This window comes from Plesiocystis pacifica SIR-1 (assembly GCF_000170895.1).
Classification (GTDB): Bacteria; Myxococcota_A; Polyangia; order Nannocystales; family Nannocystaceae; genus Plesiocystis; species Plesiocystis pacifica.
On record NZ_ABCS01000049.1, the window covers coordinates 1 to 26,211 of the forward strand.

Below are 26,211 nucleotides of genomic sequence, written 5' to 3' on the forward strand. Positions count from 1 at the left end.
CCCCCGCAGGACGTAGGCGAGGTCAGCCCGGCTTGACCGCGGTCAAGCGCGCGTAGCCAAATTGGCCCGCGATCAGGCCCTGGCTGAAGGCCTCGCCAGCGCCCACGTGGGCCATCTTGATCTGCAGCTCCGCGGGGTCCGTGGGCAAGGCCCCGGGCGGGACCTCGCCCCGGCGCAGGGCCGCCGCCATCTCCACGAACAAGTGCGCCGTGGGCATGATGCTCTGGGAGACGTCGTCGGTCTCGCGCCACTCGAGCCCGGCGTCCGTCGCCGCCTGCTCGATGTCCGGGATGGTCATCAGCGGGGCCATGCGCCAGCCGACCTGGCAGGCCTGGTGCCGGGCGAGGGCGACCTCGCCGTCGTCGCTGCCCCGGTGCACGCCCTCGAGCACGCGCCAGCTACCCCCAGGGGCCAGCGCGGGCACGATCTTGCGAAAGTAGGCCGGGGCGTCGGCGACGTAGCAAAAGGACTCGTGGTGGAACACGTGCTGGTAGGACTCGGGCTCGAGCGCCATGGTCGTGAAGTCGGCGTGGTGGAACTCGAGCAGCTCCGAGAGGCCGCGCTCGGCGGCCAGGCCCCGGGCGATCTCGCAGTGCTTGGCGTTCAAGGTCACGCCGTCGACGCGGACGCCGTGGCGCTCGGCGAGCAGCAGCCCCAGCCCCCCGACCCCGCAGCCCAGATCGAGCACGCGCATGCCCGGGGCGAGCTTCAGCTCCTCGACGAGGTAGGTCGTCGCGCGCTCGATGGCCTTCTCCATCGAGTCCGTGGACTCGTCCCACAGGCCGTAGTGCCAACCTCTAGCGGGGCCCCCATACTCGAGGTAGGAGCTGGTCATGACGTCGTAATAATCTGAGATTTGTTCGCGGGAAAACATGATTGGTTCGCTCTCTCGTTGTCGTGCTTGGTCTGTCTAGCTATCCACCGCTGACCAGCTCAAGCCAGTCAGCGCGACGATGGAGATGTCGATACGCGAGCGCGCGTGGACGTGTCAACACCCAAGCGGACACTTCGACACTGTTGAAAGTGTGCGCTTTTTGGGTCGCTGAAGTTTTTCATTTTTTTTCGGATCACCCGCGCGTCGAGCCGCACCTCGGCAATGCCAGCGTTGCAGGCGGCCCCCGATCATGACGACCAGACGCGCCAAGCTCCCCCCCTACATCGAACGGGGCGGTGAACAGGTCCCCCCCCACCCCTTCCGTCTCGACGACGTGACCCTGACCAGCTTCGCGTTCCGGGTCGACCGAGGCCGGGTGGCGGCGCTGTGCGAGCGCCAGCTCAACGCGGCGACCTCCAACCAGTTTCGCTACCGGCCTGCGCTGCCCATCGCGGTCGCCTACTTCGCCTCGACGCCGGCGACGGAGCCGGCCGATCGCCGGGGCAGCACCCCCGAGTCCGAGCTGGCGCTGTGGCTCCCCTTGCTCGCCGACAACCCTCGCCGGGTGGTGTGGTTCGCCCCCTACCTGTTCGTCGACAGCTGCTACCCCCTGCTCGCGGGCCGAGACGTCTACGGCTTCCCCAAGGCCCTCGCGCGCTTTGAGCTGCCGAGCATGAGCGAACAGCCGGCGCGCTTCTCCGCGACGGTCACGACCTGGTCGCCGGCGGGCTCGCGGGCCCCCGCGCGGGAGCTGGAGCTGCTCAGCGTCGAGGCCCAGGGCCCGGCGCGGCGGCGCTGGAGCGTACGAGGGCTGCGGCCCCGGGGCCTGGGTCGGGCCGCCGCGAGCACCCTCGCCGAGCTCGGCTCCCGGGCCAGGGCGGTGTCCTTCAAGCAGATCCGCGACGCCCAGTTCCCCGATCGAGCGTGCTACCAGGCCATCGTCGAGTCGGGCTTCGAGGTCCCCAAGGTCCACGACGGCGGCCACCTCCAGGGCGACTACCTCATGCGCGTGTCCCCCTCGACGGCCTACCCCATCATCGAAGACCTGGGGCTCCCCGAGGACGGCCTCGTCGACGTGCTCGCCGCTTCATGGCTGCGCTTCGACGTCCGCTCCCTCGAGGGCGAGGTCTACGGCGAGCAGCGCCCGAGCAACTGAGAAGGCAATGAGCACCAACAAGACCAAAGTAGCGATCCTCGGCGGCGGGATGGCCAGCCTGGCCTGCGCGTGGAGATTGAGCGACCCCTCCCAAGCCGGGGCCTACGACGTCACCGTCTATCAGATGGGCTGGCGGCTCGGGGGCAAGGGCGCCAGCGGGCGCAACCCCAAGGCGGCCCAGCGCGTCGAGGAGCACGGCCTGCACGTGTGGATGGGCTTTTACCACCAGGCCTTCGCGCTGATGCGCGAGGCCTACGCCGAGCTCCGGTCTAGAGGCCTGCGCTCTCCGATGGCGCCCCTGGGCCGGTTCGAGGCGGCCTTCGAGGCCCATGATCTCATCGTCGTCGCCGAGCAGCTGCGCGCGCGCTGGGGCTTTTGGCGCTTCCCCTTCCCGCGCAACGACGAGCGACCGGGGACGCCACACTCGACCCCCTGGCCGAGCCCGAGCAGCTACGCCAAGATGGCCACCGAGATGCTCGGCCGGGGCCTCCGGGCGCTGCAGCGTCGACGCGACGACGCCAGGGCGAACCCCGAGCAGCCCTCGCAAGCGCGCGAGCGCGTGGCGAGCTTCCTGCGCGCCGCCCTCCAGCCCGAGCGCCGCGCGGAGCTGCTGGCCGAGCTCTTTGACCAGGACGACGAGCTGCGCCGGTGGGCGGTGTTCCTCGAGTTCGTGGTCGTCAACCTGCGCGGCCTGGCCATCGACCTGGGCCTGGGCGGCCTGAGCCTCGACGACCTCGACGACCTCGACTACCGCGAGTGGCTGGCCGAGCACGGGGCCTCGCCCCTGCTGCTCGAGTCCGCGGGCCTGCGCGGGATGTACGACATGAGCTTCGCCTACCTCGACGGCGATCTCGACCAGCCCGACTTCGCCGCGGGGGTGTTCCTGCGCTTCTTCTCCCGCATGTTCCTGGGCTACAAGGGCGCGGTCTTTTGGAAGATGCAAGGCGGCATGGGCGACGTCGTGTTCGCGCCCATGTACCAGGTGCTGCGCGATCGAGGGGTGCGCTTCGAGTTCTTCCACCGCGTCGACGCCCTGGGCCTGAGCGAGGACCCCCGCGCCCCCCTGGCCGTCGAGCGCGTCGAGCTGACCCGCCAGGCCGCGCCCTTGGGCGAGCGCTACGAGCCCCTCGTGGACGTCGACGGGCTGCCCTGCTGGCCGAGCGAGCCCCGCTGGGAGCAGCTGCGCGATCCCGCGGCGCGCTCGGCCGACGGCAACCTGGAGTCGGCGCGCACCGACGGCCTGGGCGAGCGCCGGGTGCTGACCCGGGGCGAAGACTTCGACGAGGTCGTGCTCGGCATCAGCGTCGCCGCCCTGCCCCGAATCTGCGCCGAGCTCATCGAGCGCAACCCGGCCTTCGCGGCGATGTGCCGGGAGACCAAGACCACCGCGACCCAGGCCGCCCAGCTGTGGCTGCGGTCGAGCGCCGAGGAGCTCGGCTGGGCGGGGCCCCCCGCGATCCTCGACGCCTACGGCGGGGCCATGAACACCTGGGCGGACATGACCCACGTCGCCGAGATCGAGGACTGGCCCGAGTTCGTCGGCCACCTCGCCTACTTTTGCGGCCCCTACTCCCCGCGCCCCTACGCCGAGGCCGGGGCGCCCAGCCCCGCCGAGCTCCAGCGCGACTTCGAGGACGCGTTCGCGGGCGTCCTCGAGCTGGCCAGCTCGGGGCTGGGGGGGCTTTGGCCCCGCGCGACCCTGCCCCCCCAGCGACCCGGCGCGCCCCTGCGCTGGAGCGAGCTGGTCGCCCCCGAGGGGGTCGAGGGGAGCGCTCGCCTCGAGCACCAGTACGTCCGGGTCAACACCGAGCCCACCGAGCGCTACGTGCTCTCGGCCAAGGGCGCGACCCGCTACCGCCTGCGCCCCCACGAGACCGGCTGCATGAACCTGACCTTCGCGGGGGACTGGACCCGGACCTCGCTGAACTACGGCTGCATCGAGGGCGCCGTGCAGTCCGGGGAGGCCGCCGCCCGAGCCGTGGACCAGCGCGCCCGCGCCCGTCGAGACCGCGAGCCGGGACGAGCCCGCGCCTCGGCGCTCGAGTGGCTGCAGCGGCCTGGCCAGGGCGCTCCTGCGCCGGGCCAGCGCTCGCCCGAGCGGGAGGCGAGCTGATGGCTCCGCGCAAGATCGCGATCCTCGGGGGCGGGCTGGGGGCCGTGTCCACGGCCTACGCCCTGACGAGCATCCCGGGCTGGGCCGAGCGCTTCGAGATCGACCTCTACACGGCCGGCTGGCGCCTGGGCGGCAAGGGGGCGAGCGGACGCAACGCGGCCCACGCCGAGCGCATCGAAGAGCACGGCCTGCACGTGTGGCTGGGCTTTTACCAAAACGCCTTCGCCCTCATTCAGCACTGCTACGCCGAGCTCGGGTCCGTCGCCGCCCGCCGGGGCGAGGGCCCCGTGCTCCAGTTCGAGGACGCCTTTCGCCGCCACTCGGAGCTCGCGGTCATGGACCGCGGGGCCAGCGGGTGGCGGCGGATGAGGCTGCGCTTTCCCGAGACCAAGGCCGTGCCCGGGGGGCCCAACCCCCGGCTCCTGCCCAGCCTCAGCCACTACCTCGAGCTCGCCAAGCAGCTGGCGCGCACGGGCCTCGAGTCCGCCAGCGAGGACGCCCCAGGGGCGAGGGCGCAGCTGCGCCGGCTCGGGCGCTCGCTCCAGCGCAGCGTGCTGGGGCGGGGCGCGTGGGCGAAGGCCCGCGCCGCAACCGACCCGTGGACCGAAGCCCTGGACGAGGACCCCGCCCTGCGCGAGACCTTTCAGCTCGTCGATCTCTTCGTGACCCTGGGTCTTGGCCTGGTGGCCGAGCTCGGCCTCGAGGGCCGTCACCTCGACGATCTCGACGACGACGAGTTCCTCGACTGGCTGCGGCGCTGGGGGGCCGATCCGGCGACCCTCGACTCGCCGCTGATCCGAGGCATCTACGACATGGGCCTGGCCTTCGAGGAGGGCGACCCCGAGCGCCCCAGCTTCGCCGCCGGCGCGTTCATCCGCGCGACGCTGCGGATCTTGTTCACCTACGAGGGCGCGGTGTTCTGGAAGATGCAAGGCGGCATGGGCGACATCGTGTTCGCCCCGCTGTACCGGGTGCTCCTCGACCGGGGCGTGCGCGTGCACTTCTTTCACCGCGTCGACCGCCTCGAGCCCTCGGCCGACGGCCGCGAGGTCGCGGCGGTGCACATGAGCGTGCAGGCGCAGATCCGGCCGCCGAGCGACGAACAGGCGCGGCCGTGGGCGGACGCCGAGGGCTACGATCCGCTGCGCGTGGTCCACGGGGAGCCGTGCTGGCCGAGCGAGCCCGACTGGGGGCAGCTCGCGGACGGCGAGGCCCTGCGCGAGCACCTGCGCTGGCTCGAGGATCCGCGCTTGCCCGGGCCCGCCCCCCTGCGCCAGCTCAGCTTGACCCGCGGCCGGGACTTCGACGCGCTCGTGCTCGGGATCCCCGTCGCCGCCTTGCGGACCATCGCCGCCGAGCTCGGCCAGGTCAACCAACGCTTCGGCCGCATGCTCGCCGGGATCCAGACCGTCCAGACCCAGGCGGCTCAGCTGTGGCTCGAGCCCTCCCTCGACGAGCTCGGCTACCACGACCCGCCCACGGTCCTGGCCAGCTACGTCGACCCTCTCAACACCTGGGCCGACATGAGCCACCTGATCCCCCTCGAGCGGTGGTCGCCCGGCGAGGTCGGGAGCGTCGCCTACTACTGCGGTCCCCGGCGCGGGCCCGAGGCCAGCGAGGCCGCGTCCGCGGCCGAGGAGCAGGCCAGCGTCGAGGCCGAGCTCGACGCCCTGCTCGACGCCAAGGCCCGAGATCTGTGGCCGGGCGCCCAGGCCGAAGACGGCCGCTTCGACAGCCAGCGCCTGCTCCCGGACAGCGAGCGCGCGCGGCGGAGCTACGTCCGGGTCAACGACGCCCCCAGCGAGCGCTACGTGTTGACCTCCCCGGGGACGACGCGCCTTCGCCTCGCGCCCGACGACTCGGGCTTCGCAAACCTCTACCTGTGCGGGGACTGGACCCGCAACGACTTCAACACCGGCTGCGTCGAGGCCACGGTCATGTCGGGCCTCGAGGCCGCCCGTGCCCTGGCCGCCTACCCCTTCCACGTCGTCGGCTCCCGGCCCGGGCGGTGGTCCTCCCGCCGCTCGCTGTGGGAGCGAGGAGCCCGCTCATGAACGCAGTCCGAAACGCCTGGTACGTCGCCGCCTGGAGCAGTGAGCTCGGGCGCAAGCCCTTCGCGCGCACCCTCTTGGGTCGCCACGTCATGCTCATCCGCACCCGCGAGGGGGTCGTCGGGCTCGGGGCCCAGTGCCCCCACCGCCACGCCGATCTGTCGACGGGGGAGTTCGGCAAGGGCCGGATCCGCTGCCCCTACCACGGCTGGTCCTTCGACATGCAGGGGCGCTGCGTGGAGGTCCCCGGCACCTCCCGCGTCCCCAAGGCCGCCTGCCTGCCCCGCTACCCCGCGCGCGAGCGCCAGGGGATGATCTGGGTGTGGTTCGGCGAGGGGGAGCCCACGCCCAGCGAGCCGCCCAGCTTCGAGTTCTCCCCCAGCCAACGGATGCGTCGCCAGCGGACGCCCCCGCGGCTGTGGGAGGTCAGCTACGTCGACCTGGTCGAGAACACCCTCGACCCCACGCACATCACCGCGACCCACGCCCGCACCCTCGGCTCGCGCTGGGCCGAGCACGTCGGGCTGATGACGGAGATCGAGCAAAGGTCCGACGGCGGCGGCTTCGTCGGCCGCGCGGGCAAGGGCGGCGAGCACACGGGCTTCTCCAGCCTGGGCCGCAACCTCGGCCTGGCCCAGCTGATCACCCCGCCCATCCCGCGGTCGGCCGAGTACCGGTTCGAGTTCGGGGGGGCCGTGTACGCCCGCTACCACTACGGCGGCTCGGACTACGACTACGCCTTCGCCGCGATCACCCCCAAGCGCGAGGGCGAGACCTGGCTGTTCGCCGAGGTCGGCCGCTGCCACCGGCTCAGCGCGCTCGGGGACCTCATGCAGTACGCGGCCATGCGCGTGCTCCAGCGCGAGGACTACGGGGTCGTCAAGGGCCTGATCCACGACGACGTCCGCGGCCCCGGCGAGTACGTGGGCACGGCCAACGACCGCATGATGAACACCTTCCGCACCCTCCACGCCCGACGCGTGCGCGCCGAGGCGGCCGCGCCCGCCGAGGGCTCCCCCCCCGAGCCTCCGCGCCCTCCGACCACCCCCGACCGCAAACGCGCCCTCCCGATCTTGCCATGACCACTCCCCACGCACTGCCCATGCTCCACGACTCCTGGTACGCCGTCGCCTGGTCCCACGAGATCAAGCGCGCGCCCCTGGCCCGGACCATCCTCGGCCGCGAGCTGCTCTTTCGCCGCTCGCCCACGGGCCAGCTCCACGTGACCACCAACGTCTGCCCCCACCGCCAGGCCCGGCTGTCGGCGGGCAAGCAGCTCGCCGACGGGCGGATCCAGTGCCCCTACCACGCGTGGGAGTTCGACCTCGACGGTCGCTGCGTCAACGTCCCGACCCTGCCCGAGGACGCCCGCGTCCCGCCCCAGGCCTGCCTCACGAGCTACCCCGCCGTCGAAGAGCAGTCCCTGGTGTGGGTGTGGATGGGCCGCCCCGGGGGCGAGTCGACCCACCCCGTGCCCGGCTTCGACTACGACAGCCTCGGCGCGCAGGTCCGCCACCAACGCCTGCCCTCGACGCGCTGGCAGGCCAACTACATCGATCTCATCGAGAACGCCCTCGACCCCTCGCACATCCAGACCGTGCACCCCAACACCCTCGGGCCCAACTGGGCCGCGACCGTCGGCAACGTCAGCATCGAGGCCTTCGAGAACGGCCGGGGCTTCACGGCCGTGTCCGGGGAGCCCCTGCGCGCCGTCGCGGACCGCAACCTCGTCGACTTCCGCAAGCTCCTGCGCCTTCCCGTGGTCAAGACCGCCCACTACCGCTTCGACTTCGGCGGCGTCACCCAGGTCCGCTACGAGTACGCCGACGGCTGCTCCGACATGGCCTACGCCGCGATCACGCCCAGCGACGAGCAGCACACCTGGGTGTTCTTCGGCATCCTCCGCTCGCACATGCGCAACTTCATCGGCGACGCCCTCCAGCAAACAGCGATGTTCTTCCTCCAGCGCGAGGACCTGGCCGCCATCGCCAACCTCTCGCAGGAGCGACCCGCGGACCTGCGCCGACGCGTGAGCGTCGGCTCCGACCGCATGGGCAACCTCTACCTCAAGCAGCTCATCCGCCTGCTCGAGGCCGAGGGGCGCGGGCCGGATGCTGCGGGCCGGCGCCCCTCGCTCCCGGTTCTCGACGAAGACGCGGCGCAGTGATCCTGCCCGCGCGCTCCCCCCCGACCCCAACGTCCGCGACGCGTCAGTCGCCGATGTCGAAGGGCTGGCAGATCCGCTTGGGGATCTGGAAGGCCTGGCCAAAGGTCGAGTCCGGGAACACGCGCACGACCTCGGCCGGGGCGAAGGTCCCGTCGCCGTTGCCCGAGAGGTAGACGGTCTGGCTCGGCGCGGCCCAGGGGGTCTGGGTGTTGTAGCCGACCATGACGTCCATGTTGCCGTCGAAGTCGAAGTCGAAGGTCTTCGCCGAGGCGGTCACGCCCGTGCCCTCGCCGCCGTTGTTGGCCTCGTTGCTGGGGTTGAGGTCGAAGGACTCGAAGGCGCCGCCCACGTTCCACGAGTAGTTCCCGCCGTTGACGATGCCCGGGTAGAACCACATGCTGCCCGCGTCGCCGTCGTCGTCGAGGCCCAGCTGCAGGTCGCCGATGCCGTCGTTGTCGAAGTCGGCGAAGACCATGGAGTTGGCCGGCGACTGCCCGCTTTGGTTGTGGGTGAACAGCGCCGCGCCGGGGGCCTGCAAGGTCCCGTCGCCGTTGCCGCTGAGCAAGGTCACGGGGATCGACGAGTTGCCGCCGCTCGAGTGGCGGATGAGCACGATGTCGCGGAAGTCGTCGCCGTTGACGTCGACGGCGTCGGCCGAGTGGCGCACGATCCACTGCCCGTTGGCCCAGGCCGTGATGTCCACGGCCAGCTGGCGCACGAACAGGCAATCCTCCGGGTTGGCGGGGTCGTCCGAGTAGGCGCAGTTGGTGGTCTCGACGTTGCCCTGGTTGGTGTAGCTGTAGAGCCAGGCCTCGCTGATGTAGTTGGGCTTGTTTTGTTGCAGCGCGACCAGGTCGACCAGGTCGTCGTTGTCCATGTCCGCCGTGGTCCCGAAGATCCCGCGGTCGAGCTCCGGGTCGATCAGCCGCTGGGACACGGTGTCCGGGTTGTTGACCCGGTCGAACCACCACAGGTCGCGGAGGTTGTCGGGGTCGGCCGGGTCGGCGTCGCCGATGGCCAGGAAGTCCACGCGGCCGTCGTTGTTCCAGTCGGAGATCGCAAAGCCCAGGTAGCGGTAGGCCGGGTTGTCGGCGTTGCCGCCGAAGGGATCGCCGATCTCGATGGGGTCTTGGAAGGTCCCGTCGCCGTTGCTGAGCACCATGTCGATGGTGCCCAGGTCGTTGCGGAACAGGATGAACACCGGGAAGGGGTCGAGGGGGTACAGATCCTCCGGGTCGGGGATGCCGTCGTTGTCGCTGTCGGCCTTGTTGGGGTTGGACACGGCGCAGTCCTCCCCGTAGATCATCTCCTCGCCGTTGAGGATGCCGTCCCCGTCGGCGTCGTCGTCCCCGTCGCACAGCCCGTCGTCGTTGGTGTCGGCCCAGCCCTCGGGGTCCTCGGGGCACTCGTCGAGGACCTCGTCGCAGACCCCGTCCTCGTCGGCGTCGGTCCACTGCTCGGGGTCCTCGGGGCAGGCGTCGTCGCAGTCGTTGACCCCGTCCATGTCGGTGTCGACCTCGCACTCGCCCGTGCCCGTCGACTCCTCCTCGCTCGTCTCCTCCGTCGACTCCTCCGTGCTCTCCTCGCTGCTCGAGTCGCTCGAGCCCGTCTCCGTGTCCGCGTCCTCGCTGCTCTCGTCGTCGGTGTCCCCGATCTCGTCGCCGGCCGTGGCCACCGGCGGCTCATCGTCAGCCGCGCTGGGGCAGGCCGCGAGGGCGAGGGCGACACAGGTCAGGGCGAGGGGGGTCGAAGGTCCAAGCAAGCGCATGCCGCCATGCTACTGCGCCCATGCCGCAGAGCTCTACCCTTTCTTTGCCCGTGGCCGGTCAGACCAAGACGCGCTCGAGCTCGGCGAAGAAGGTCTCGAAGCGCGAGCAGTAGGCCATCGCGCCCAGGCCCCTGACCGTGCGGCGGCGCTGGGTCTCGTCGCGGCTGCTCGAGAACACGAGCACCGGCGCGCGCAGGTCCTCGCTCCGCATGCGCGCCAACAGCCGCGGGCCGTTGGCCAGGCGCTCCCCCTGCCAGTCCTCGGCCTCGTCCTCGCCCCAGTGGCTGATGACGAGGTCGTGGGGCTGGCCCGCGTCCCGAGCTGCGCGCAGGCGCGCGATGGCGTCCTCGACCGCGGTGACCTCCTCGAGCGCCACGGCCCCCGCCTGCAGCGGCCGCTCCTCGCTGATCGACGCGAAGAAAGCCCGGATGGTCTCGTTGTTCTCCGGGTGAGGATCGAGCCACAGCACGCGCTTGCCCGCGAGCAGGTGAGCGAAGCGGCGCCGCGGGCTCGCGGCGGCGTAGATGGCCTCGAGCCAGCGGTCGAAGCCCGAATGATCGTAGGCCCCGCTGGGGCCCCTCGCGGTCGAGTAGTCGAGCATCTGCACGCCCTCGTGCTGCAGGTAGTAGTCGCGCACGCTCGGCGGCGAGTTCGCGACCACCGCGTAGGCGACCGGGCGCGAGCCGTGGCGAAAGTCGAGCAGGTCCAGGACCTCGCTGCGCAGCTCGTTGAGGTAGGCGTCGGTGAACGAAAAGCCCAGGTAGAGCACGGTCCGCGTCGACAACAGCGAGCGCAGGAAGGTCGCGTAGCCCGGATCCTGGTACAGCCGCCGCCGGTAGTCGCGGCGCGTGAGCACCAGGGCTCGCTCGCCCTCGGGCGTGCCCAGCTGCCCGTGGAGCGCGAGCACCCGCGGGCCCGGGTGGTCCAGCCAAAAGCGGCGCTCGAACCATCGGTGCCCGTCGGGGCGCAGCGCGTGCACGTAGCTCGTGCGCGTGGCCAGCTCGCCGCCGAGCAGGGAGTCGTAGTTCGTGGTCAGGATCGCCCGGAAGGGGACGCGGCGCAGCACGTCCACCCGCCGGCGCATGGTCGGGGGCAGCTGATCGGGCTCGACGTGCAGCTGCCCGCGCAGACCGGCCATGAGCCGCTCGCGCCCGAGGCTGTCCTCGAGCAGCTGGGCCGCGAGGTGGAAGTCCTCGGCGGAGGGATCGGAGCCAAGGATGGCGTCGACCCGAACGCTCAGCTCGGGGCCGGCCTCCTGGGCGAGCCCGCTGAGCAAGCCCCGCCAGTCCGGGAGCTTGGCCGCGCCCGAGAAGCCGGCGCCGATGAAGGCCACGCAGTTGCCCGCCACGATCTCGCTGGCGAGCTCAGGCGGGCAAGTGAAGAGGCGTTGGGTGTGCGCCATCTACTCGCTGCGGCGGCGGCGAATCAGGCCCAAGAGGCCGAGCCCGAGCAGGCCCCACAGGGTGCTCGGCGGCCCCTCGTCCTCCACCGCGCAGTCGCAGCCGCGGATCAGCCCGGCGTCGTTGCCAAAGCCAAAGCCGGCCTCGTCGCCGCCGTCGCCCGTCCCGTCGCCGTCGCTGTCCCAGCCGCTGCCGTTCTCGTCCTGGCCCCAGTCCGTGGTCGCGTCGCCGTCGGTGTCCCAGCCGTCGTTCTCGCCGCCGTCGCCGTCCCAGCTGTCCCCGGAGTTCGTATCCCCCGAGTTCGTGTCGCCAGAGTTCGTGTCCCCCGAGTTCGTGTCGCCGGAGTTCGTATCCCCCGAGTTCGTATCCCCCGAGTTCGTGTCGCCAGAATTCGTATCCCCCGAGTTCGTGTCGTTCGTATCCCCCGAGTTCGTATCCCCCGAGTTCGTGTCGCCGCTGGTGAAGGTCGCGGCCCCCGGGTCGGGCTCCTCGGTGGTCGGCTCCGGGTTCTCGGAGCAGTCGTTGAAGGCGCAGCAGGGGTCGAACTCGATGTCCTCGATGATCGCCCCGAGGGCGAGCTCGAGCTCGGCCTGGGAGTCGGCGTCGAAGGGCATCTCCGTGCCCCCCGAGCCCCAGGTCGCCATGTTCATCAGCTGCAGCTGGGCCTCGGTGGTGTTGAGGCCGTCGCCGAAGCCGATCACGTAGGTCTTCGAGCCCGCGTCGAGCAGGGCCTCGAGGGCGTTTTGGACCTGAGCGTCGGTCGAGTAGGTGCTGTACTGCCCGTCGGTGATCAGGATGTTGACGTACTGCGTGTCCTCGTCGGCCGGGTAGAGCGCCGGCGGGTTGGCCTGGTAGTCGAGCAGGTTGTCGAACACCAGCTCGAGGCCGCGGTGCGTGAAGGTGCCCGAGCCCTGGCACATGCCAAAGCCCGAGGGCAGGCAGGCCGGCATGTGGCTGAGGGTCGACTGGTCGAAGAAGGGCGCGACCTGGCTGCCGTCCTTGAAGGTCCAGGCGATGGGCGGGCCGCCCCAGGGGTCCGTGCAGCCCGGCGCGTCGCAGGAGGTCTGCGGGTTGAGGGCCCAGGCGAAGTTGTCCTGCATGCACGGGCCGTACTGAACCAGGACCTTCTCCTCGGCCGGGTCCTCGCCGCCGAACACGGTCAGGCCCAGGTGGATGAGGTCCTCCACCGGGCGCCCCACGCTCTCGACCTCGACGTCGAAGAGCGAGCTGTTGCCCGAGGCCAGCGCCGAGCGAGCGCGGTCCCAGCCGGTGGTCCCGGGCGCGCCGGGCAGCATGTTGACGTTGAGCATCGACGAGGATCCGTCGAGCAGCACCATCATGCGGGGCAAGCCCGCGGTGCACTCGGGCACCACGACCTGGTCGGCGATGTCCTGGACCACGGCGCCGATCGCCTGGGTCAGCTCCGCCGGGTTCTCGGCCGCGATCGACTCGTCGGTCCCGCCGGCCTCGGCGAGCTCGTCGGCGAAGGGTAGGTTGACCGCGTCGGCCACCGCGACCACGTAGGTCGGGATGTCCTGCTGGTCGAAGAGCTGGGCGGCGGTGATGGCCGGGTTCTCGCTCGGCGGGCTCAGGGTCGGGAAGCCCTGGGCGGGCGTCCACGCGCCGTCGGTGACCACCATGATCCCGTAAAAGCGCTCGTCGCCCGGGACGGTGTCCTCGGGGTGGTCGGCCTTGCTCTGGGAGATTAGGTCCGCGCCAAGGTCCATGGCGCCCTTGGTCCAAGTCCCGATGCCCGAGCAGTTCCCCGGGCCGCCCGGGCACAGCGGCGGCGGCGTGGCGTTGATCGACTGGATGATCTCGGCCCCGTTGCAGTCGAAGTAGGTCTTGTCCGCCGCGTCCGGGTCGTACCAGCCGACGTCCAGGGACTGGCCGTCAATCAGGCCCGAAAGATCGCCGGGGATGGGCGTGCCCGGGTTGTCCGGCTCGGGGTCGTGGCCGTAGCGCATCAGCGCCACGTGCATGTTCTTTTGGAAGAAGCCGCCGTTGGTGGTCATCAGCGTGGTGACCGCGTCCACGGCGACCTCCCAGCGCGTCTGGCCCATGCCAAAGGGCTCGCTCATCGACGAGGAGTAGTCGAGGATGATCAAGAAGTTGGGCTTCTTGAAGGTGCACTCGTTCTCCGTCGGGCAGTCGTCGCCGCCAGCGGTGGCGATGGGCACGGGCGCCTCGCGGACGGCGAAGGCCAGGCCGACGCCAGCCAAGAGAGCGAATTGGAGGCCGAGCCTCCGCTGAGTTTTCGACAATTGCAGGCGCTGCATGCCTCCCCTTCCGCCCAACCATGGTCGCACGCGCGCGTGACTCGATCACGGGGCGCCTACACCGCGGCGTCTAAACGCATTGATCGAGCCGAGAACGCGAGTCGAACACACTCGAACATACAAAGAGGCGCGGCCTCCCGAAGGAAACGGCCGCGCCCATTTGCGTCCATGCTGGTGGTCTGAGCAGCGCCGGAGACAATCCGGAATTCTCGAGCGCTACGGTGTCAGCGAGGTCCAGCTCAGGGAGCCACGTCGCTGGGCACGCCGTCCATGAGATCCGTGACCCAGTCGGACATCACCACGCCGTTGACCTCGGTGCTGTAAAAGCCGTTGCCCGACAGCGAGGTGTGACCGGTGCCGTTCATGAAGTAGGTCCCGGAGTTGTCGTAGGTCAGCACGTTGTCGCGCATGTCCGCGAGGGCCTCGGGGAAGTTGTTGAAGCTCGGGAAGAAGGCGTTGCAGTCGTTCGCGCCGTAGCCGAAGAAGAGCTTGATGACGCCGTCCTCGAGGGAGGACATGATGCCCATGGGCGCGTTGGGGTACTTCTCCTGGATGTAGACCAGGTAGTTGGACAGCCCGCCGCCGTCGCCGTTGAAGCAGCCCTCGCAGTCTTGGGGCAAGGCCGCGTCGATCGCCCAGGTGTCGCGGAACTGCTGCTGCAGGCAGGGCGCGAGGTACTCGTCGCGGAACAGCGGGCCCGAGTCGTCGAGCAGGACGACGTCGACGTCGGGGAAGTAGCTGGCCACGGTGTCGTAGTTGGCCCCGGCACCGAAGCCGCCCGCGCTGACCCCCGTGTCGACCACCTCTTGCGCGTTCGGCCAGGTGTCGACGATGCGGTCGAGCATGATCTCGAGGTTGTTGTGCCCGACGAACATCTGGTCCTGGGGACCGCCCTGGGCGTCGCCGCTCTCCGTGGTCCCCATGAACACGTCGCCCGTGCAAAAGGGGATGAACACGAAGTTGTAGTCCATCATCGGGTTGTCGGGATTTTGGTCGTCGAACACGCCGCCGAAGGGGCCGGGGTCGTAGCTGCCCGGGTTGATCGACGAGGGGTTCGCGGCGCAGGTCAGGCCGTTGAAGCAGGCCCCGCCGCCCTCCATGAAGATGGCGAGCTTGGAGTCGTTGTCCGCGTAGCGGACCACCAGGCCCGCGGGCGAGCCGTCGCGGCAGTAGGTCCCGGGGATCTCGTGGTAGACCCACTCGCCGACGTTGGACTCGGGCAGCGGATCGAGGGGCTCGGGGTCGCCGGTCGTCTCCTCCTCGGAGCTCTCCTCTTCGTCAGTTGTGCCTTCTTCGGTAGTTCCGGCGTCCGTGCTCCCGTCGGTGTCCGTGGGCCCCGCGTCCGTGGTCCCGCTGTCGTCGGTCCCCGCCTCCGTACCGGTGGTCGTGTCCTCGCCCTCGTCCCCGTCCGTGTCCCCCGTGTCACCGACCTCGTCGTCGCCCGTGGGCTCGTCCCCACCGCAACCGACTAGTGCCAAAGACGCCGTTAGACCAAAGTAGAACGTGAATCGGGAGACCTTCTCAACCAGCATGCGGCGATGCTACGAGTGTGATCCCGTTCACGACAACACAAAAGGCACGGTGAGCCGTGTTCACCGCGCATTTTCTCTGGTCCAGCCGTTCCAGCCTGGCGGCCGGGTGGCGCGCACTGCCTCCAACGACTCTACTCATTGAAAATCACGTATCTTGCATCGCTCGTGATTGTGCATCAAAAGCGATAGCCAAAAGTGAGTGCAAAGCGCGGAACAAAGGCCTCGCGGACGACGATGCACTGATCGTCGAGGGTACAAATCTGGGTCGCGTCGCGGACCACCACCGTGTTGCGGATGCCCATGGAGAAGGCGAGGCCGAGGTGCTCGGTCAGGTCCCAAGCCCAGCCCGCGTCGACCCCACCGCCGAGCGCCACGGCGCTGAGGCTCGGCACCGAAAACATGAAGGCATGGCCGACGCTGAAGCTCCCCGAGAAGAAGGGGCCGATCCACGGGCGCTTGACCCAGCCGGTCAGCTCGACGGAGTGGTTGAAGCCCTGGAGCTGGCCGTAGCCTACATCGGGGTAGGTGTACTCCAGCCGGACGCCCAGGGACAGGTGACCCACGAAGCCCCGCCGGTAGACCAACCCGAAACCCGCGTAGTCCGAGAGCGTAATGGATTCGATGCCAAACTGATTGTCTGGGCGAGGGTCCAAGCTCGAGAAGCGGTCCTGGACGGGGCGACCGGCCCAGGCCTGGCCCGCGAGGCCCATCGCGGCCACACTGAGTCCAACCGCAGCGAGCCTCGAGACCCACCGCCCCCGACCTCGCACCGCCCATGCCGCGCTCCCACGCACTCCCCGCGCTCCTCCCCTGGACCCTCGCCCTGGCAGCCTCGTGCTCGGGCTGTCACGAGGTTCCAGAGGTCGCGTACGAGACCGAGCACTTCGAGATTGCTCCCGACTTCGAACATCCGGTTTGTGCGGGCACGCTGTCATACCTGGAAGATCACCTGGCATTCGTGGAGGAGTCGCTGTCCATCTCCGTCCCGCACGGAGAACGCATTCGGTTCTACTGGATTACGGGGGATCTCGATAGCTGGTGTAGCTCACGCGCGATCGGCTGCTACTACCCGGGCACGCGGGTCATCGTCGGCGGTGGCGACAGCGTGACCCACGAAATCGTCCACGCGGTACTCAACGCGCAGGCCCAGACCAACCTCTTCCTCGAGGAGGCCCTCGCCGAGCACTTCTCCGGGGTGGGCTCGCCGCGACCGGGCGGCGGCGACGAGCTGCTCGCGCCCTCGGACCTGCTGTGGATCTCGAGCAACGACTACCGCTTCGGCGACCTCGACTACGCCGTGGCCCAGCACTTCATGGCCTTCATCCTCGAGCAGCACGGGCCGGGCTCGATCCGAGGCGTCAGCGAGGTCGTCATCGACGGGGCCGGGCCCGCCGAGCTCGAGCGCGCCCTCGAGCGCTTCACCGAGCAGGACTACGACGACCTCGAGGCCGCGTACATGACCGACTCGCGGACCTACTACCCCGGCCTGCGCGAGCGCGCCCTCGAGCGCGCCGACACCGGCCAGTGGCTCGACGTGTCGCTGCGCTGCGACGAGGAGACGACCATGGGGCCGCTGTGGGAGGCCCAGCCCGGCATGTACCGGACCATGCGCATCAACCTCGGCAAGACCCAGCCCGTGTACGTGGAGTTTCTCGCCGACGAGGGCGTCGAGCTCCAGCTCATCGACACCCGGGCCGAGCGCCTCGCGGGCAAGATCGTCGACTTCCACCACCCCTCGACCACCGGCGAGGTCGAGCACCCCAGCCTGCGCGGGGGCGAGAGCGGGACCTTCCAGCTGCGCGGGGGCAGCCACGTGCTCGTGGTCTCGCGCAACGACTACCAGTACAGCGACGCCTTCGTCCGCGTCGTCCCCCACGAGTTCCCGCGCGAGTAGAGCCCCCGGCCAACGAGCTCAGGGGAACCACATGCGCGTCAGGTTCCCGTTTTGCTCGAGCACCGTGACCACGCCATCGGGGGTCCGCAGCGCGGCCTGGACGAAGTCGTGCTGGGGCCCAAACTGCGACTCGACGTCGTCCTTGGGTAGCTGCGTGGTCGGTCGAACCTCCGCCCCGGTGTCCAGGTCGAGGTAGCGCAGCATCGGCCGCTCGTCGTGCCCGACGAGGACCTCGCCGTGCACGGCGTCGACCACCAGGACGTCGACCTGGTTGCGGTGGCTCAGGTAGCGGCTGTGGTCGTCGAGCACCTCCGTGCGCCACAGCGCCTCGCCAGCGGCGTCAAAGCGGACGACGGCGCAGTGATCGCTGCCGGCGATGAAGCCCCCGTCGCGCATCGCCGCGAGGGCTGTCGCGCCCTGCTGCCCCGAGTCGATCACCGCGCCGTCGAGGTCGACCCGCTCCCAGCTCTCGTCGTGGCCGACGAGCAAGCTGCTCGAGTCGGGCGCGAAGGCCAGCGCGCGCACTCCCTGGACGTCGTCGTTCCGGGCGAGCGCCTCGACCTCGCTACCGCCCGCGCCGACGCGCCAGATCACGAACACGCCCGCCTCGGTGCCGGCCGCCAACAGCTCGCCGTTGGGGCTCCACGCGAGGGTGTCGATGTTGGCCGAGCCGACCTTCAACGCCGCGCCGACCTGCTTCCCGTCGGGGATCGACCACAGCCTCACGGCCCGCTCGGACCTCCGGTTTGGCCAGCTCGCGCCCGAGGCGAGCAGCAGCTCGGTGGGGTGGAAGGCCACCGACCAGATCGGCTCGGTGTGCCCGCTCAGATCGGCCTGGCGCTCGACGTAGCGCTCGCCCTCGAGCTCGAGCAGGACCATCCCGTGCTCGTCGCCGATGCCCAGCACGAGGTAGCGACCGTCGGGGGTGAAGTCGGCCGTGTAGAACTGCACCCGCGTCGAGGCGGGCAAGAAGCCCTGAAACAGCTGCTTGGGCTCGCCCGCTTTGGCCTCGCCCGCTTCGGGGTCGAAGGCTTCGGGGTCGAGCCACGCGGACGCCGAGCCGGCGGGCTCCATGGCGACCGACTCGACCCCCCCGCCAGGCCCTGGCGCGGGAGGCTCGACCCCGCTCGCCTCCTTCGGGCCGCACGCGCCCGAAAGGAGCCCGAGCCCGAGTGTGAAGACGCCGAGCGGAGCAGGCCAAACACGCGCGCGCATCGACGCAGCCTAGCAAGCCACCAGGCCCGCCGCGGGGTCGTCGAGCTGTAAGCGACTACTCGCGGCGCCGAGCCGGCGCGCCGAGGCCGAGCCACAGACCCAAGATGGCGAGCAGGCCCAGGGGCAACGCGGGCGAGCTCGACGAGACCACCGCGCAGCCGCCCCCGCCTCCGCCGTCTCCCTCGTCCGCCATGCCGCTCTCGCCTCCGCCCGTGTCGCCCTCGCCTCCGCCGGTCCCGCTCTCGCCGCCACCGGTCCCGCTCTCGCCGCCACCGGTCCCGCTCTCACCGCCACCGGTGCCGCTCTCGCCTCCGCCCGTCCCGCTCTCCTCCGAGCCGCCCTCGTCCTCACCGGCGACCACCGTCACGGTCAGCGGCGCGCTCTCGACCCAGTTGGTCTCGGCCTCCATCAGCACCAGCTCGTGGGTGCCCGGGGCGAGGCTCAGCTCGACCGTCGCGCCCGACACGTCGTCGAGGTAGAGCTCGCCGTCGACGAACACGTCGACCCCGCCGATGCTCTCGGAGAAGCAGCCGCAGTCGTCGCAGTAGCACCAGTAGCTCTTGCCGATGGTGATCTCGAAGGGCGACTCCACGCTCGCGCCGTCTTCCGGCGACTCGAACCACATCGACTCGGCCGGCGGCGTGCACGAGCCGCAGTCGCCGGTCTCCTCTTCCTCGCCGCCTCCGGTGTCCGTCTCGCTCGGTTCACCCCCGGTGTCCGTCTCGCCGCCGGTGTCCATCTCACCGCCGGTGCTCGTCCCACCGCCGGCCCAGGCCGTGGGCGCGACGGTCAGCAGGAAACCAGGGAGCAGGACCCAACGCGCGGTCCCGAGCAGTCCGTAGTTCTTGGGGAGAAGTGCCATCACCCATGAGGTGCCATCGAGCCTCGGGCTCGATCACGCGCACGCTCAAAACCGCCAAGAACACCGTTAGAGCCCATCGGCTACCACGGCCCCTACGTCATCCAGCCCGGCCTGCGCGTGGGTGCCTTCTTCCAGCTCCAGTCCCGCGCCGTCCAGCTGCGCCCCCGCAAGGACGGCACGCCCCGCGCCCGCACCGAGGGCCTGTTCGTCGCGCCGCACCTCGCCGTGTTCGGCCGGCCCAACAACCACTGGAGCGTGCTCGTCGACGGCGAGGTCGGCTGGCGAGGGCTCCGCCACGGCTCCAACCTCTACTCCGCCGTCGCCCTCGGGCTGGGCGACATCCTCGAGCTCCAGACCGAGACCATCGCCGTCGACCTCAGCTCCGGCGATCAGTCCCGCTCGCGCACGGGTCGGCACGACTTCCTCCCGACCCTCAACGACGAGTTCGGCCAGGAGTTCTGCGAGCCCTTCCCAGCGGCTCACGCTCAACGCTTGGCGTTGATCCTGCGCTTGGCCGCCTCCACCACCATCCGCGGCGCGTTCCCAGTCTTGGCGATCCGAGCAATCTCGGACCGAGGCAGCTTCTCCAACAGGCGCACCGCGACGCTCGACGGCGTCTTGGGATTGCGAACCAGCGCGGTCACGATCGCCGGCTTTTGCATCCACGTGCGGTTGTCCGCGATGAGCTTCAGCGCGTCGGGGTTGGCCTGGCGCATGCCGGCGAAGTAGCGAATCTCCTCGGCGGTGATGCCCTTGTTTTGAACCAAGAACACGTGGATGGTCTTGGTCGTGTCCTTCATGAGGATCGCCCGCTCGGCCCGGTCGCCGTGGCGCGCGAGGGTCATGCGCTCACGGGCCGACATCGCGCGGATGCGATCGAAGAGGGTGCCCGCGTGGCTGGGCGCTGACGTGGGCTCCGGAGCGTGCTCGGCCCCTTCCCAGCTCAGGCTCGCGGGCCCCGGACGCCCCGGATCGGCCTCGGCCGCCGCGAACAACGGAGCGAGCAGGCGCTGGGCGCCCTGAGCATCGCTGAGGCTGAGGGCGAAGCCCGTCCCGGCGAAGACCTGAAGGACGAGCCCCTCGAGCGCCACGGGGTCCCCATAGACCGTGCGCAGCTCGATGCTCAGCGAGCCCTGGGCCTCGGGCATGGGCTCGACCGCGGGCAGGAACAGGCCGCCCCGCCCGAGGTGCTGGCGCTGCTCGAGCAAGCTCGCGCCGGGGTAGGTCACGATCAGCTTCGGGGCCATCGGTCTCCGGGTCCAGGCCCGTCGAACGAGCCCATAGCCCTTCTTGACACGAGTTCGACGGAGCGCGCAACAGCGTCGAGCGCTGGGCGTCAGGGGATCGGCACCGTCGAAGGCCCGCCGCCGCCCTCGCACTCCCAGTGGAAGTTGTCGAGGAAGACCATGCTGTCGAGGTTGACGTCGTCGAGGTCGAAGACCGCGAACACCAGCTCGATCGCGTCGCCGGGGTTGACGTCCACGGTGCTCGACAACCACGGCGTGCCGGCGCCGTAGCGCAGGCAGGTCCCGGCGAACTCGGGCAGGGTCCCGTCGCTGTCCTGGAGGGCGAGGAAGGCCGAGTTGAGCGAGAGCGCGTTGCCGTTTTGGTCGAAGGAGACGTTGCCCGTCCAGTTCGGCGCCTCGAGCCAGGCGATGAACATGTCGTTGTAGGGCTGACCGGCGAACACGGGCCACTCGGTGGTCAGGTAGGCGACGTCGAAGCCCAGGGCGACGGCGTCCTCGGGCACGGTCAGGCTCACCCGCAGCTCCTGGTAGTCGTACTTGAAGCCGCTCATGGAGAACTGGTCCTCGATGGTGTTGGAGCAGTCCCCCATGCCGACCAGCTGCGGGTTGGCCAGGCAGTCCCCGCCGACGTCCTGGGCCTCGATGGGGTCGGGGAAGGTCGCGGTGTTCATGCCGTCCCCGGGCGTGAACCATTTGTTGCAGTTGAAGATTTGCTGGCCCGGGGAAGCCGGCTCGTCCCCGAGCTCGGCGACGTGGCCCGTGGACAGCACGACGAAGGCGGAGCCCTCGGTGGGGTCGAAGGTGTCGTTGCTGCCAAAGCCCTGGAGCACGCCGAGCCCGTCCGGGTGCGCGTCGATGGAGGTGGTGACGGGGAACTCCCCGGGGCAGCCCAGGCCCATGGCGGCGAAGGGGTCGTCGGTGTTGGCGTCGCAAGGGGTGTGGGGGATGCTTCGGCAGCCGCCTCCGGTGGTGTCCTCTTCGCCGCTGCCGACGTCGAAGAGGGTGCCCTCGGAGCCCTGGTCGTCCTCGCTGTCTTCGCCCTGGTCGCCCTGGTCGCCCTGGTCGCCCTGATCGCCCTGATCGCCCTGATCGCCGCCGCTCGAGCCCTCATCCCCGATCTCGTCGTTCGCCCCCGTCCCGAAGGGGCTGCCGCCGTCGTCATCGGTGTTGCAGGCGCTCCCGCCCAGACCCAGGGTCAATAAGGGGAGCAGGAGGCGGGAGAAGACCGAGAGCTTGCAATCCATCGTAGCGGCGCCTGGTCTACCACGATTGTGGCACTCGGGGGCCGCCAGCCTTTGCGACGCTAGTTCGCGTTCGCCAGCTCGTCCTCGGCGTCGCGGACCATGACGATGCGCGAGGACTGCTCCAGCGAGGCCGCGCAGCGAAAGCCGAAGTGGTGGAAGGGCTGGTTGCGGGGCACGTGGGCCCGGCGGAAGATCGTCGTCGCCCGGTCGGCGCCCCAGTACCAGCTGCCCCCCCGCACGACCTTGTGCTTGTAGCCCGGGCACTCGTCCTCGCCCTCACAGGGGCCCATGGGGTCGAGGCCCAGGCAGGGCTCGCCGCACTCGGCGTAGGAGCGGGTGTACCAGTCGGCGACCCACTCGAAGGAGTTGCCGGCCATGTCGTAGAGCCCGAACTGGTTGGGCGGGCGCGAGCCGATCTCCCAGACCCGGCCCGTGTCCGGCTTGGAGCCCTTCTTCTTGACCCCGCAGCCCCGGCCCTCCTCCTCGCCCTTGATGATCGCCAGCTCGCAGGTCGCGACCTCGTCGCCCCAGGGGTAGAGCCGGCCGTCGGTCCCGCGGGCGGCCTTCTCCCACTCGGCCTCCGTGGGCAGGCGCTTGCCCTGGGCCTCGCAGTAGGCCCGGGCGTCGAACCAGCTCACGCCGTTGACGGGCTGCTTGGGCCGGTCGAAGTCCATGTATTGCGGGCCCGAGTGCGGGCACTTGCCGGCCTTCTCGCAGGCCTTGTACTCCGCGTAGGTGACCTCGTTGGCGTCCATCCAGAAGGTCTGAACCCAGACGTCGGCGCGGGGCTGGGTGTTCTCGGGGCCCTCGTCGGAGCCGCGGATGAAGGCCCCGCCGGGGATGCAGCGCATCTCGTCGGGCCCCTCACCGCAGTCGAGCATGGGGGTGCCGTCGGGGGCCGCGGCGCGCACGGCCTTCTCTTCTTCTTGCGCGGCGGCCTCCTCCCCCTCTGCGCCAGCCTCGGCTGCGCTCGCCTCGCCCGCGTCGGGGACAGGCTCGGCCGCAGGCGCACTCTCTGCGGCCGCGTCCGGCTTGGCCTCCTCGGGCTGCTGGGTCTCGCCGTCCTCACAGCCGACCAGGCTCGGGCACAGCCAAACGGCCAGGAGCGTCGCCGGGAGGAGACGGAGGGCCGAGGCGGACAGCGAAAACCCACGCATGGCCGCGTCCATACCACGGCCAGTTGCGGCCACGAAGCCGCCGGGCGCTGGCGGGGGGCCGCCGGGCGCTGGCGAGGGCCCCTCGCCGTGCTATCCCTCGCCCGCCTTGGGTTACGCCAGCCTCCGCCACTGCGTCCGCGACCTCGAGCGCCACGGCCAGCTCGTGCGCGTGGCGCAGCCCGTCGATCCGCGCCTCGAGATCGCCGAGATCCAGCGCCGCCTGTACCTGGCGCAGGGCCCCGCCGTGTACTTCGAGCGCGTCGAGGGCTCGCCCTTCCCGGCCCTGTGCAACCTCTACGGGACCCTCGATCGCTGCCGCTTTTTGTTTCGTGACAGCCTGGCCCTGGTCGAGACGGCGATCCAGGCCAAGGCCGATCCCACCGCGGTGATGCGCGCGCCGTGGCAGCACTGGCGCCTGCCCTTCGCCGGGCTGCGCTCCCTGCCCCGGCGCGTGGGCGCGTGGCGAGCCCCGGTCCTCGCCCGCCGCACGACCCTCGACCAGCTCCCCCAGATCGTCAGCTGGCCCAAAGACGGCGGGGCCTTCGTGACCCTGCCCCAAGTCTACAGCGAAGACCCCGAGGCGCCGGGGCCGATGCGCTCGAACCTCGGCATGTACCGGGTGCAGCTGTCGGGCAACGACTACGGCCCCGACGAGGTCGGCATCCACTACCAGATCCACCGGGGCATCGGCGTGCACCACCAGGCCGCGGCGGCCCGGGGCGAGCGCCTCAAGGTCTGCGTATTCGTCGGGGGTCCGCCGGCCCACACCTTCGCCGCGGTCATGCCCCTGCCCGAGGGCCTGTCCGAGCTGATCTTCGCCGGCATGCTCGCCCGCCGCCGGGTCCGGGTGCACCGCACGAGCCTCGCCGGCGCCAGCTTCCCGGTGTTCGCCGACGCCGACTTCGCCATCGTCGGGACCATCGCCCCGAGCGGGCCCGAGGCGACCAAGCCCGAGGGACCCTTCGGCGACCACCTCGGCTACTACTCGCTGCGCCACGACTTCCCGGTGATGAAGGTCGAGGCCGTGTTCCACCGCGAGGACGCGATCTGGCCGTTCACCGTGGTCGGCCGCCCGCCCCAGGAGGACACGAGCTTCGGCAAGCTCATCCACGAGCTCACCGGACCCATGGTCCCCGTGTCCATCCCCGGCCTCGAGGCCATGCACGCCGTGGACGCGGCCGGGGTCCACCCCCTGCTGCTGGCGATCGGCTCCGAGCGCTACGTGCCCTACAAGCCCGGGCGGCCCCAGGAGCTGCTGACCATCGCCAACGCGATCCTCGGGTTTAACCAGGCCTCCCTGGCCAAGTTCCTGATGATCGTCGACGGCGGGGACGCGCCGGGCCTCGACGTCGAGGACGAGGCGGCCTTCCTCGCCCACCTCCTCGCCCGCGTGGACTGGCGCAACGACCTGCACTTCCACACGCGCACCACCATCGACACCCTCGACTACTCCGGCGAGGGGCTCAACGCCGGCTCCAAGGTGGTCATCGCCGCCCGCGGCCCGGCCCGGCGCGAGCTGGCTACCGAGCTCCCGCCCGCCCTGAGCACGGCGAGCTTGCCCAGGGTCCGGGCCCTCCGCGTCGCCCTGCCCGGCGTGCTCGCGGTCGAGCTCGAGGCGGGCTTCGAGGACGCCGCGAGCGGCTACGCCAGCGCCGAGGCCATCGCCCGCGCCCTCGAGCCCCACGTCGCCGCCTTCGGCATGGGCGCGGACGCAGACGGCGACCCTGGGCGCCCCGCCTTCCCCCTGCTGCTGCTCGTCGACGACGCCGCCTTCGCCTCGGCCACGCTCCACAACCTGCTGTGGGTCAGCTTCACCCGGGCCAACCCCAGCCACGACCTGCACGGCGTCGGGGCGTTCACGGAGCACAAGCACTGGGGCTGCACGGGGCCGCTGATCCTCGACGCGCGGATCAAGCCGTGGCACGCGCCTCCGCTCGTCGAGGACCCGGCGGTGACGGCTCGCGTCGACGATCTCGCCGCCCCGGGCGGGCCGCTGCACGGCCTGTTTTGAGCCCGCGGCTGGTAGCATTTCGGCGTGCAGCAATGCGCCCACCCAACTTGGGCGCCAGGCCTCGAAATGGGGCTTGGGAGGCCAGTCATGGCCATTTGAGCCGCTCCGAAAGCGATTACCTCGCCCGGAAACCGCTTACCCCGCAAATGCCGAATGAAAACCGGCCGGTCCGCACACAACTGCGGTGAACCCAGCAAGGGACTCGCCGCCATGACCACGCTCCGCACCGCCACCGCCGCCATCCTGTCCACCCTCGCCTGCGCCGCCGCCTTCGCGTGCGTCGACGTCGACTCCCTCGAGGGTGAGGACTTCCGCAGCACGCGTGGCGGCGGCGGCGGTCAGGACGTGTGTCCGACCTACATCTGCGGCGGCAACGCCAACCGCAGCGCGAGCTTCTCGTTCAACGTCGAGGGCGCGCTGATCAACGACAACAAGGTCGTGTCGAGCGTCACCGACCCGTGGGGCTTCCCCGCGCACATCGTCGTCAACGACAGCGAGTTCAGCATCGTCCGCTACGCCGGCAACGTCGAGCTGACCGGCGAGATGATGCTCGGCACCGAGATCGAGTTCTACAGCTACGAGTCCAACAACAACGCCAAGCTGACCCTCGTCGACTACGACCTCGAGGGCGTCGATTCCCTGCTCTTCCCCGGGGTCCGCTACCCCACCTACGAGTTCGAGTTCACCGACGAAAACGGCGTCACCAGCCAGCTGTGCACCGAGGGCGACTGGGACGAGGGCAACCCCATCCCCGCCTCCCAGGCCATCGTCGTCCAGAACGAGGCCTACGACTGGTACGGCCAGCCCATCGCCAACATCGACGAGATGCCCGGCGGCAGCGCCAACTGGGTGAGCGTGGGCTGCCTCGGTGGGGCCTTCGCCAAGAAGGCGCTCATGGGCTACGACATGAACATCGACGGCCCCAACGCCACGACCCGCGAAGAGAACCACACCATGATGAACATGCTGACGGCGCGCTACTGCGGGGGCGAGTCCTACACCTTCACGGGCATGCCGGTGACCTGGCAAAACGACAAAGAGTGGTACCAGCCCTCGAACACCGAGATCGAGGCGATGTGGACCGAAAACGGCGCCATCTGCCTCAACGAGCCCCGGCTCGTCCCGCGCGGACAGGTCCTCGCCGAGTGCGGCTTCATCCCCACCTGCGACGAGTTCAACCCCAACGACTTCGAGCTGGTCTCCTACCACGCTGCGGACTGACGGATACCCATCATCCCATC

The 26,211-nt window shown here is 70.3% G+C and carries 20 protein-coding genes; 8 read left to right on the forward strand and 12 right to left on the reverse strand.

Annotated features, from left to right (window positions below; all coding sequences use genetic code 11):
* Nucleotides 1-22: 22 nt before the first annotated feature.
* Nucleotides 23-874 (reverse strand): SAM-dependent methyltransferase, encoded by an 852-nt coding sequence (locus tag PPSIR1_RS43565; protein WP_086001621.1) that lies wholly within the window; start codon nt 872-874, stop codon nt 23-25.
* Between the two features lie 250 nt (nt 875-1,124).
* Between PPSIR1_RS43565 and PPSIR1_RS23010 the strand changes: the two genes are divergently transcribed.
* The 5 genes from PPSIR1_RS23010 to PPSIR1_RS43575 are packed head-to-tail and all read left to right on the forward strand — an operon-like array spanning nt 1,125 to nt 8,361.
* Nucleotides 1,125-2,030, forward strand: a complete 906-nt coding sequence (locus tag PPSIR1_RS23010) for an acetoacetate decarboxylase family protein (RefSeq protein WP_006973561.1) — start codon at nt 1,125-1,127, stop codon at nt 2,028-2,030.
* A 7-nt stretch (nt 2,031-2,037) separates the two neighbouring features.
* A complete protein-coding gene (locus tag PPSIR1_RS49525) occupies nt 2,038-4,143 on the forward strand; it encodes an FAD-dependent oxidoreductase (protein WP_006973562.1) in 2,106 nt (701 codons plus the stop codon).
* Nucleotides 4,143-6,197 carry an NAD(P)-binding protein gene (locus PPSIR1_RS23020; RefSeq protein ID WP_045116583.1) on the forward strand — a complete coding sequence of 685 codons (2,055 nt, stop codon included), beginning with the start codon at nt 4,143-4,145 and terminating at the stop codon, nt 6,195-6,197. Before PPSIR1_RS49525 ends, PPSIR1_RS23020 begins: the two co-directional genes overlap by 1 nt.
* Nucleotides 6,194-7,276, forward strand: coding sequence for a Rieske 2Fe-2S domain-containing protein (locus PPSIR1_RS43570; protein ID WP_006973564.1), 1,083 nt, complete (start codon nt 6,194-6,196; stop codon nt 7,274-7,276). The genes PPSIR1_RS23020 and PPSIR1_RS43570 overlap by 4 nt, the downstream gene beginning before the upstream one ends.
* Nucleotides 7,273-8,361, forward strand: coding sequence for a Rieske 2Fe-2S domain-containing protein (locus tag PPSIR1_RS43575; RefSeq protein ID WP_086001622.1), 1,089 nt, complete (start codon nt 7,273-7,275; stop codon nt 8,359-8,361). The genes PPSIR1_RS43570 and PPSIR1_RS43575 overlap by 4 nt, the downstream gene beginning before the upstream one ends.
* 43 nt (nt 8,362-8,404) lie before the next feature.
* Here PPSIR1_RS43575 and PPSIR1_RS23035 read toward each other — a convergent pair whose 3' ends face one another.
* The 5 genes from PPSIR1_RS23035 to PPSIR1_RS23055 form a co-directional block, all read right to left on the reverse strand.
* Nucleotides 8,405-10,129, reverse strand: coding sequence for an FG-GAP repeat domain-containing protein (locus PPSIR1_RS23035; protein WP_006973566.1), 1,725 nt, complete (start codon nt 10,127-10,129; stop codon nt 8,405-8,407).
* Between the two features lie 58 nt (nt 10,130-10,187).
* Entirely contained in the window at nt 10,188-11,531 is a 1,344-nt protein-coding gene (locus PPSIR1_RS23040; RefSeq protein WP_006973567.1) for an SIR2 family NAD-dependent protein deacylase, read from the reverse strand.
* On the reverse strand, nt 11,532-13,751 hold the full coding sequence (locus PPSIR1_RS23045) for an MYXO-CTERM sorting domain-containing protein (RefSeq protein WP_006973568.1): 2,220 nt from the start codon (nt 13,749-13,751) through the stop codon (nt 11,532-11,534). It abuts the gene before it with no gap.
* A gap of 296 nt (nt 13,752-14,047) precedes the next feature.
* On the reverse strand, nt 14,048-15,286 hold the full coding sequence (locus PPSIR1_RS23050; protein ID WP_006973569.1) for a pectin acetylesterase-family hydrolase: 1,239 nt from the start codon (nt 15,284-15,286) through the stop codon (nt 14,048-14,050).
* A gap of 230 nt (nt 15,287-15,516) precedes the next feature.
* Entirely contained in the window at nt 15,517-16,050 is a 534-nt protein-coding gene (locus PPSIR1_RS23055; protein ID WP_045116585.1) for a hypothetical protein, read from the reverse strand.
* 248 nt (nt 16,051-16,298) lie between these two features.
* Between PPSIR1_RS23055 and PPSIR1_RS23060 the strand changes: the two genes are divergently transcribed.
* Complete coding sequence (locus PPSIR1_RS23060) at nt 16,299-17,234, forward strand: hypothetical protein (RefSeq protein ID WP_157595872.1); 936 nt, start codon at nt 16,299-16,301, stop codon at nt 17,232-17,234.
* Nucleotides 17,235-17,252: 18 nt separating this feature from the next.
* Here the strand turns inward: PPSIR1_RS23060 and PPSIR1_RS23065 are convergent, their stop codons facing one another.
* From PPSIR1_RS23065 to PPSIR1_RS23090, 6 genes are all read right to left on the reverse strand, one after another.
* A complete protein-coding gene (locus PPSIR1_RS23065) occupies nt 17,253-18,308 on the reverse strand; it encodes a WD40 repeat domain-containing protein (RefSeq protein ID WP_006973572.1) in 1,056 nt (351 codons plus the stop codon).
* A 196-nt stretch (nt 18,309-18,504) separates the two neighbouring features.
* On the reverse strand, nt 18,505-19,311 hold the full coding sequence (locus tag PPSIR1_RS23070) for a hypothetical protein (protein WP_006973573.1): 807 nt from the start codon (nt 19,309-19,311) through the stop codon (nt 18,505-18,507).
* Nucleotides 19,312-19,377: 66 nt separating this feature from the next.
* A complete protein-coding gene (locus PPSIR1_RS23075; RefSeq protein ID WP_045116586.1) occupies nt 19,378-19,794 on the reverse strand; it encodes a hypothetical protein in 417 nt (138 codons plus the stop codon).
* A 2-nt stretch (nt 19,795-19,796) separates the two neighbouring features.
* Nucleotides 19,797-20,558: a hypothetical protein gene (locus PPSIR1_RS23080; RefSeq protein ID WP_006973574.1), complete on the reverse strand. Its 762-nt coding sequence runs from the start codon at nt 20,556-20,558 to the stop codon at nt 19,797-19,799.
* 89 nt (nt 20,559-20,647) lie between these two features.
* Nucleotides 20,648-21,802: a hypothetical protein gene (locus PPSIR1_RS23085; protein WP_006973575.1), complete on the reverse strand. Its 1,155-nt coding sequence runs from the start codon at nt 21,800-21,802 to the stop codon at nt 20,648-20,650.
* 59 nt (nt 21,803-21,861) lie between these two features.
* Complete coding sequence (locus tag PPSIR1_RS23090) at nt 21,862-22,959, reverse strand: formylglycine-generating enzyme family protein (protein ID WP_198154592.1); 1,098 nt, start codon at nt 22,957-22,959, stop codon at nt 21,862-21,864.
* A gap of 106 nt (nt 22,960-23,065) precedes the next feature.
* Between PPSIR1_RS23090 and PPSIR1_RS23095 the strand changes: the two genes are divergently transcribed.
* Nucleotides 23,066-24,970 (forward strand): UbiD family decarboxylase, encoded by a 1,905-nt coding sequence (locus tag PPSIR1_RS23095; protein WP_006973577.1) that lies wholly within the window; start codon nt 23,066-23,068, stop codon nt 24,968-24,970.
* A 210-nt stretch (nt 24,971-25,180) separates the two neighbouring features.
* A complete protein-coding gene (locus PPSIR1_RS23100) occupies nt 25,181-26,191 on the forward strand; it encodes an ADYC domain-containing protein (RefSeq protein WP_006973578.1) in 1,011 nt (336 codons plus the stop codon).
* Nucleotides 26,192-26,211: the final 20 nt, after the last annotated feature.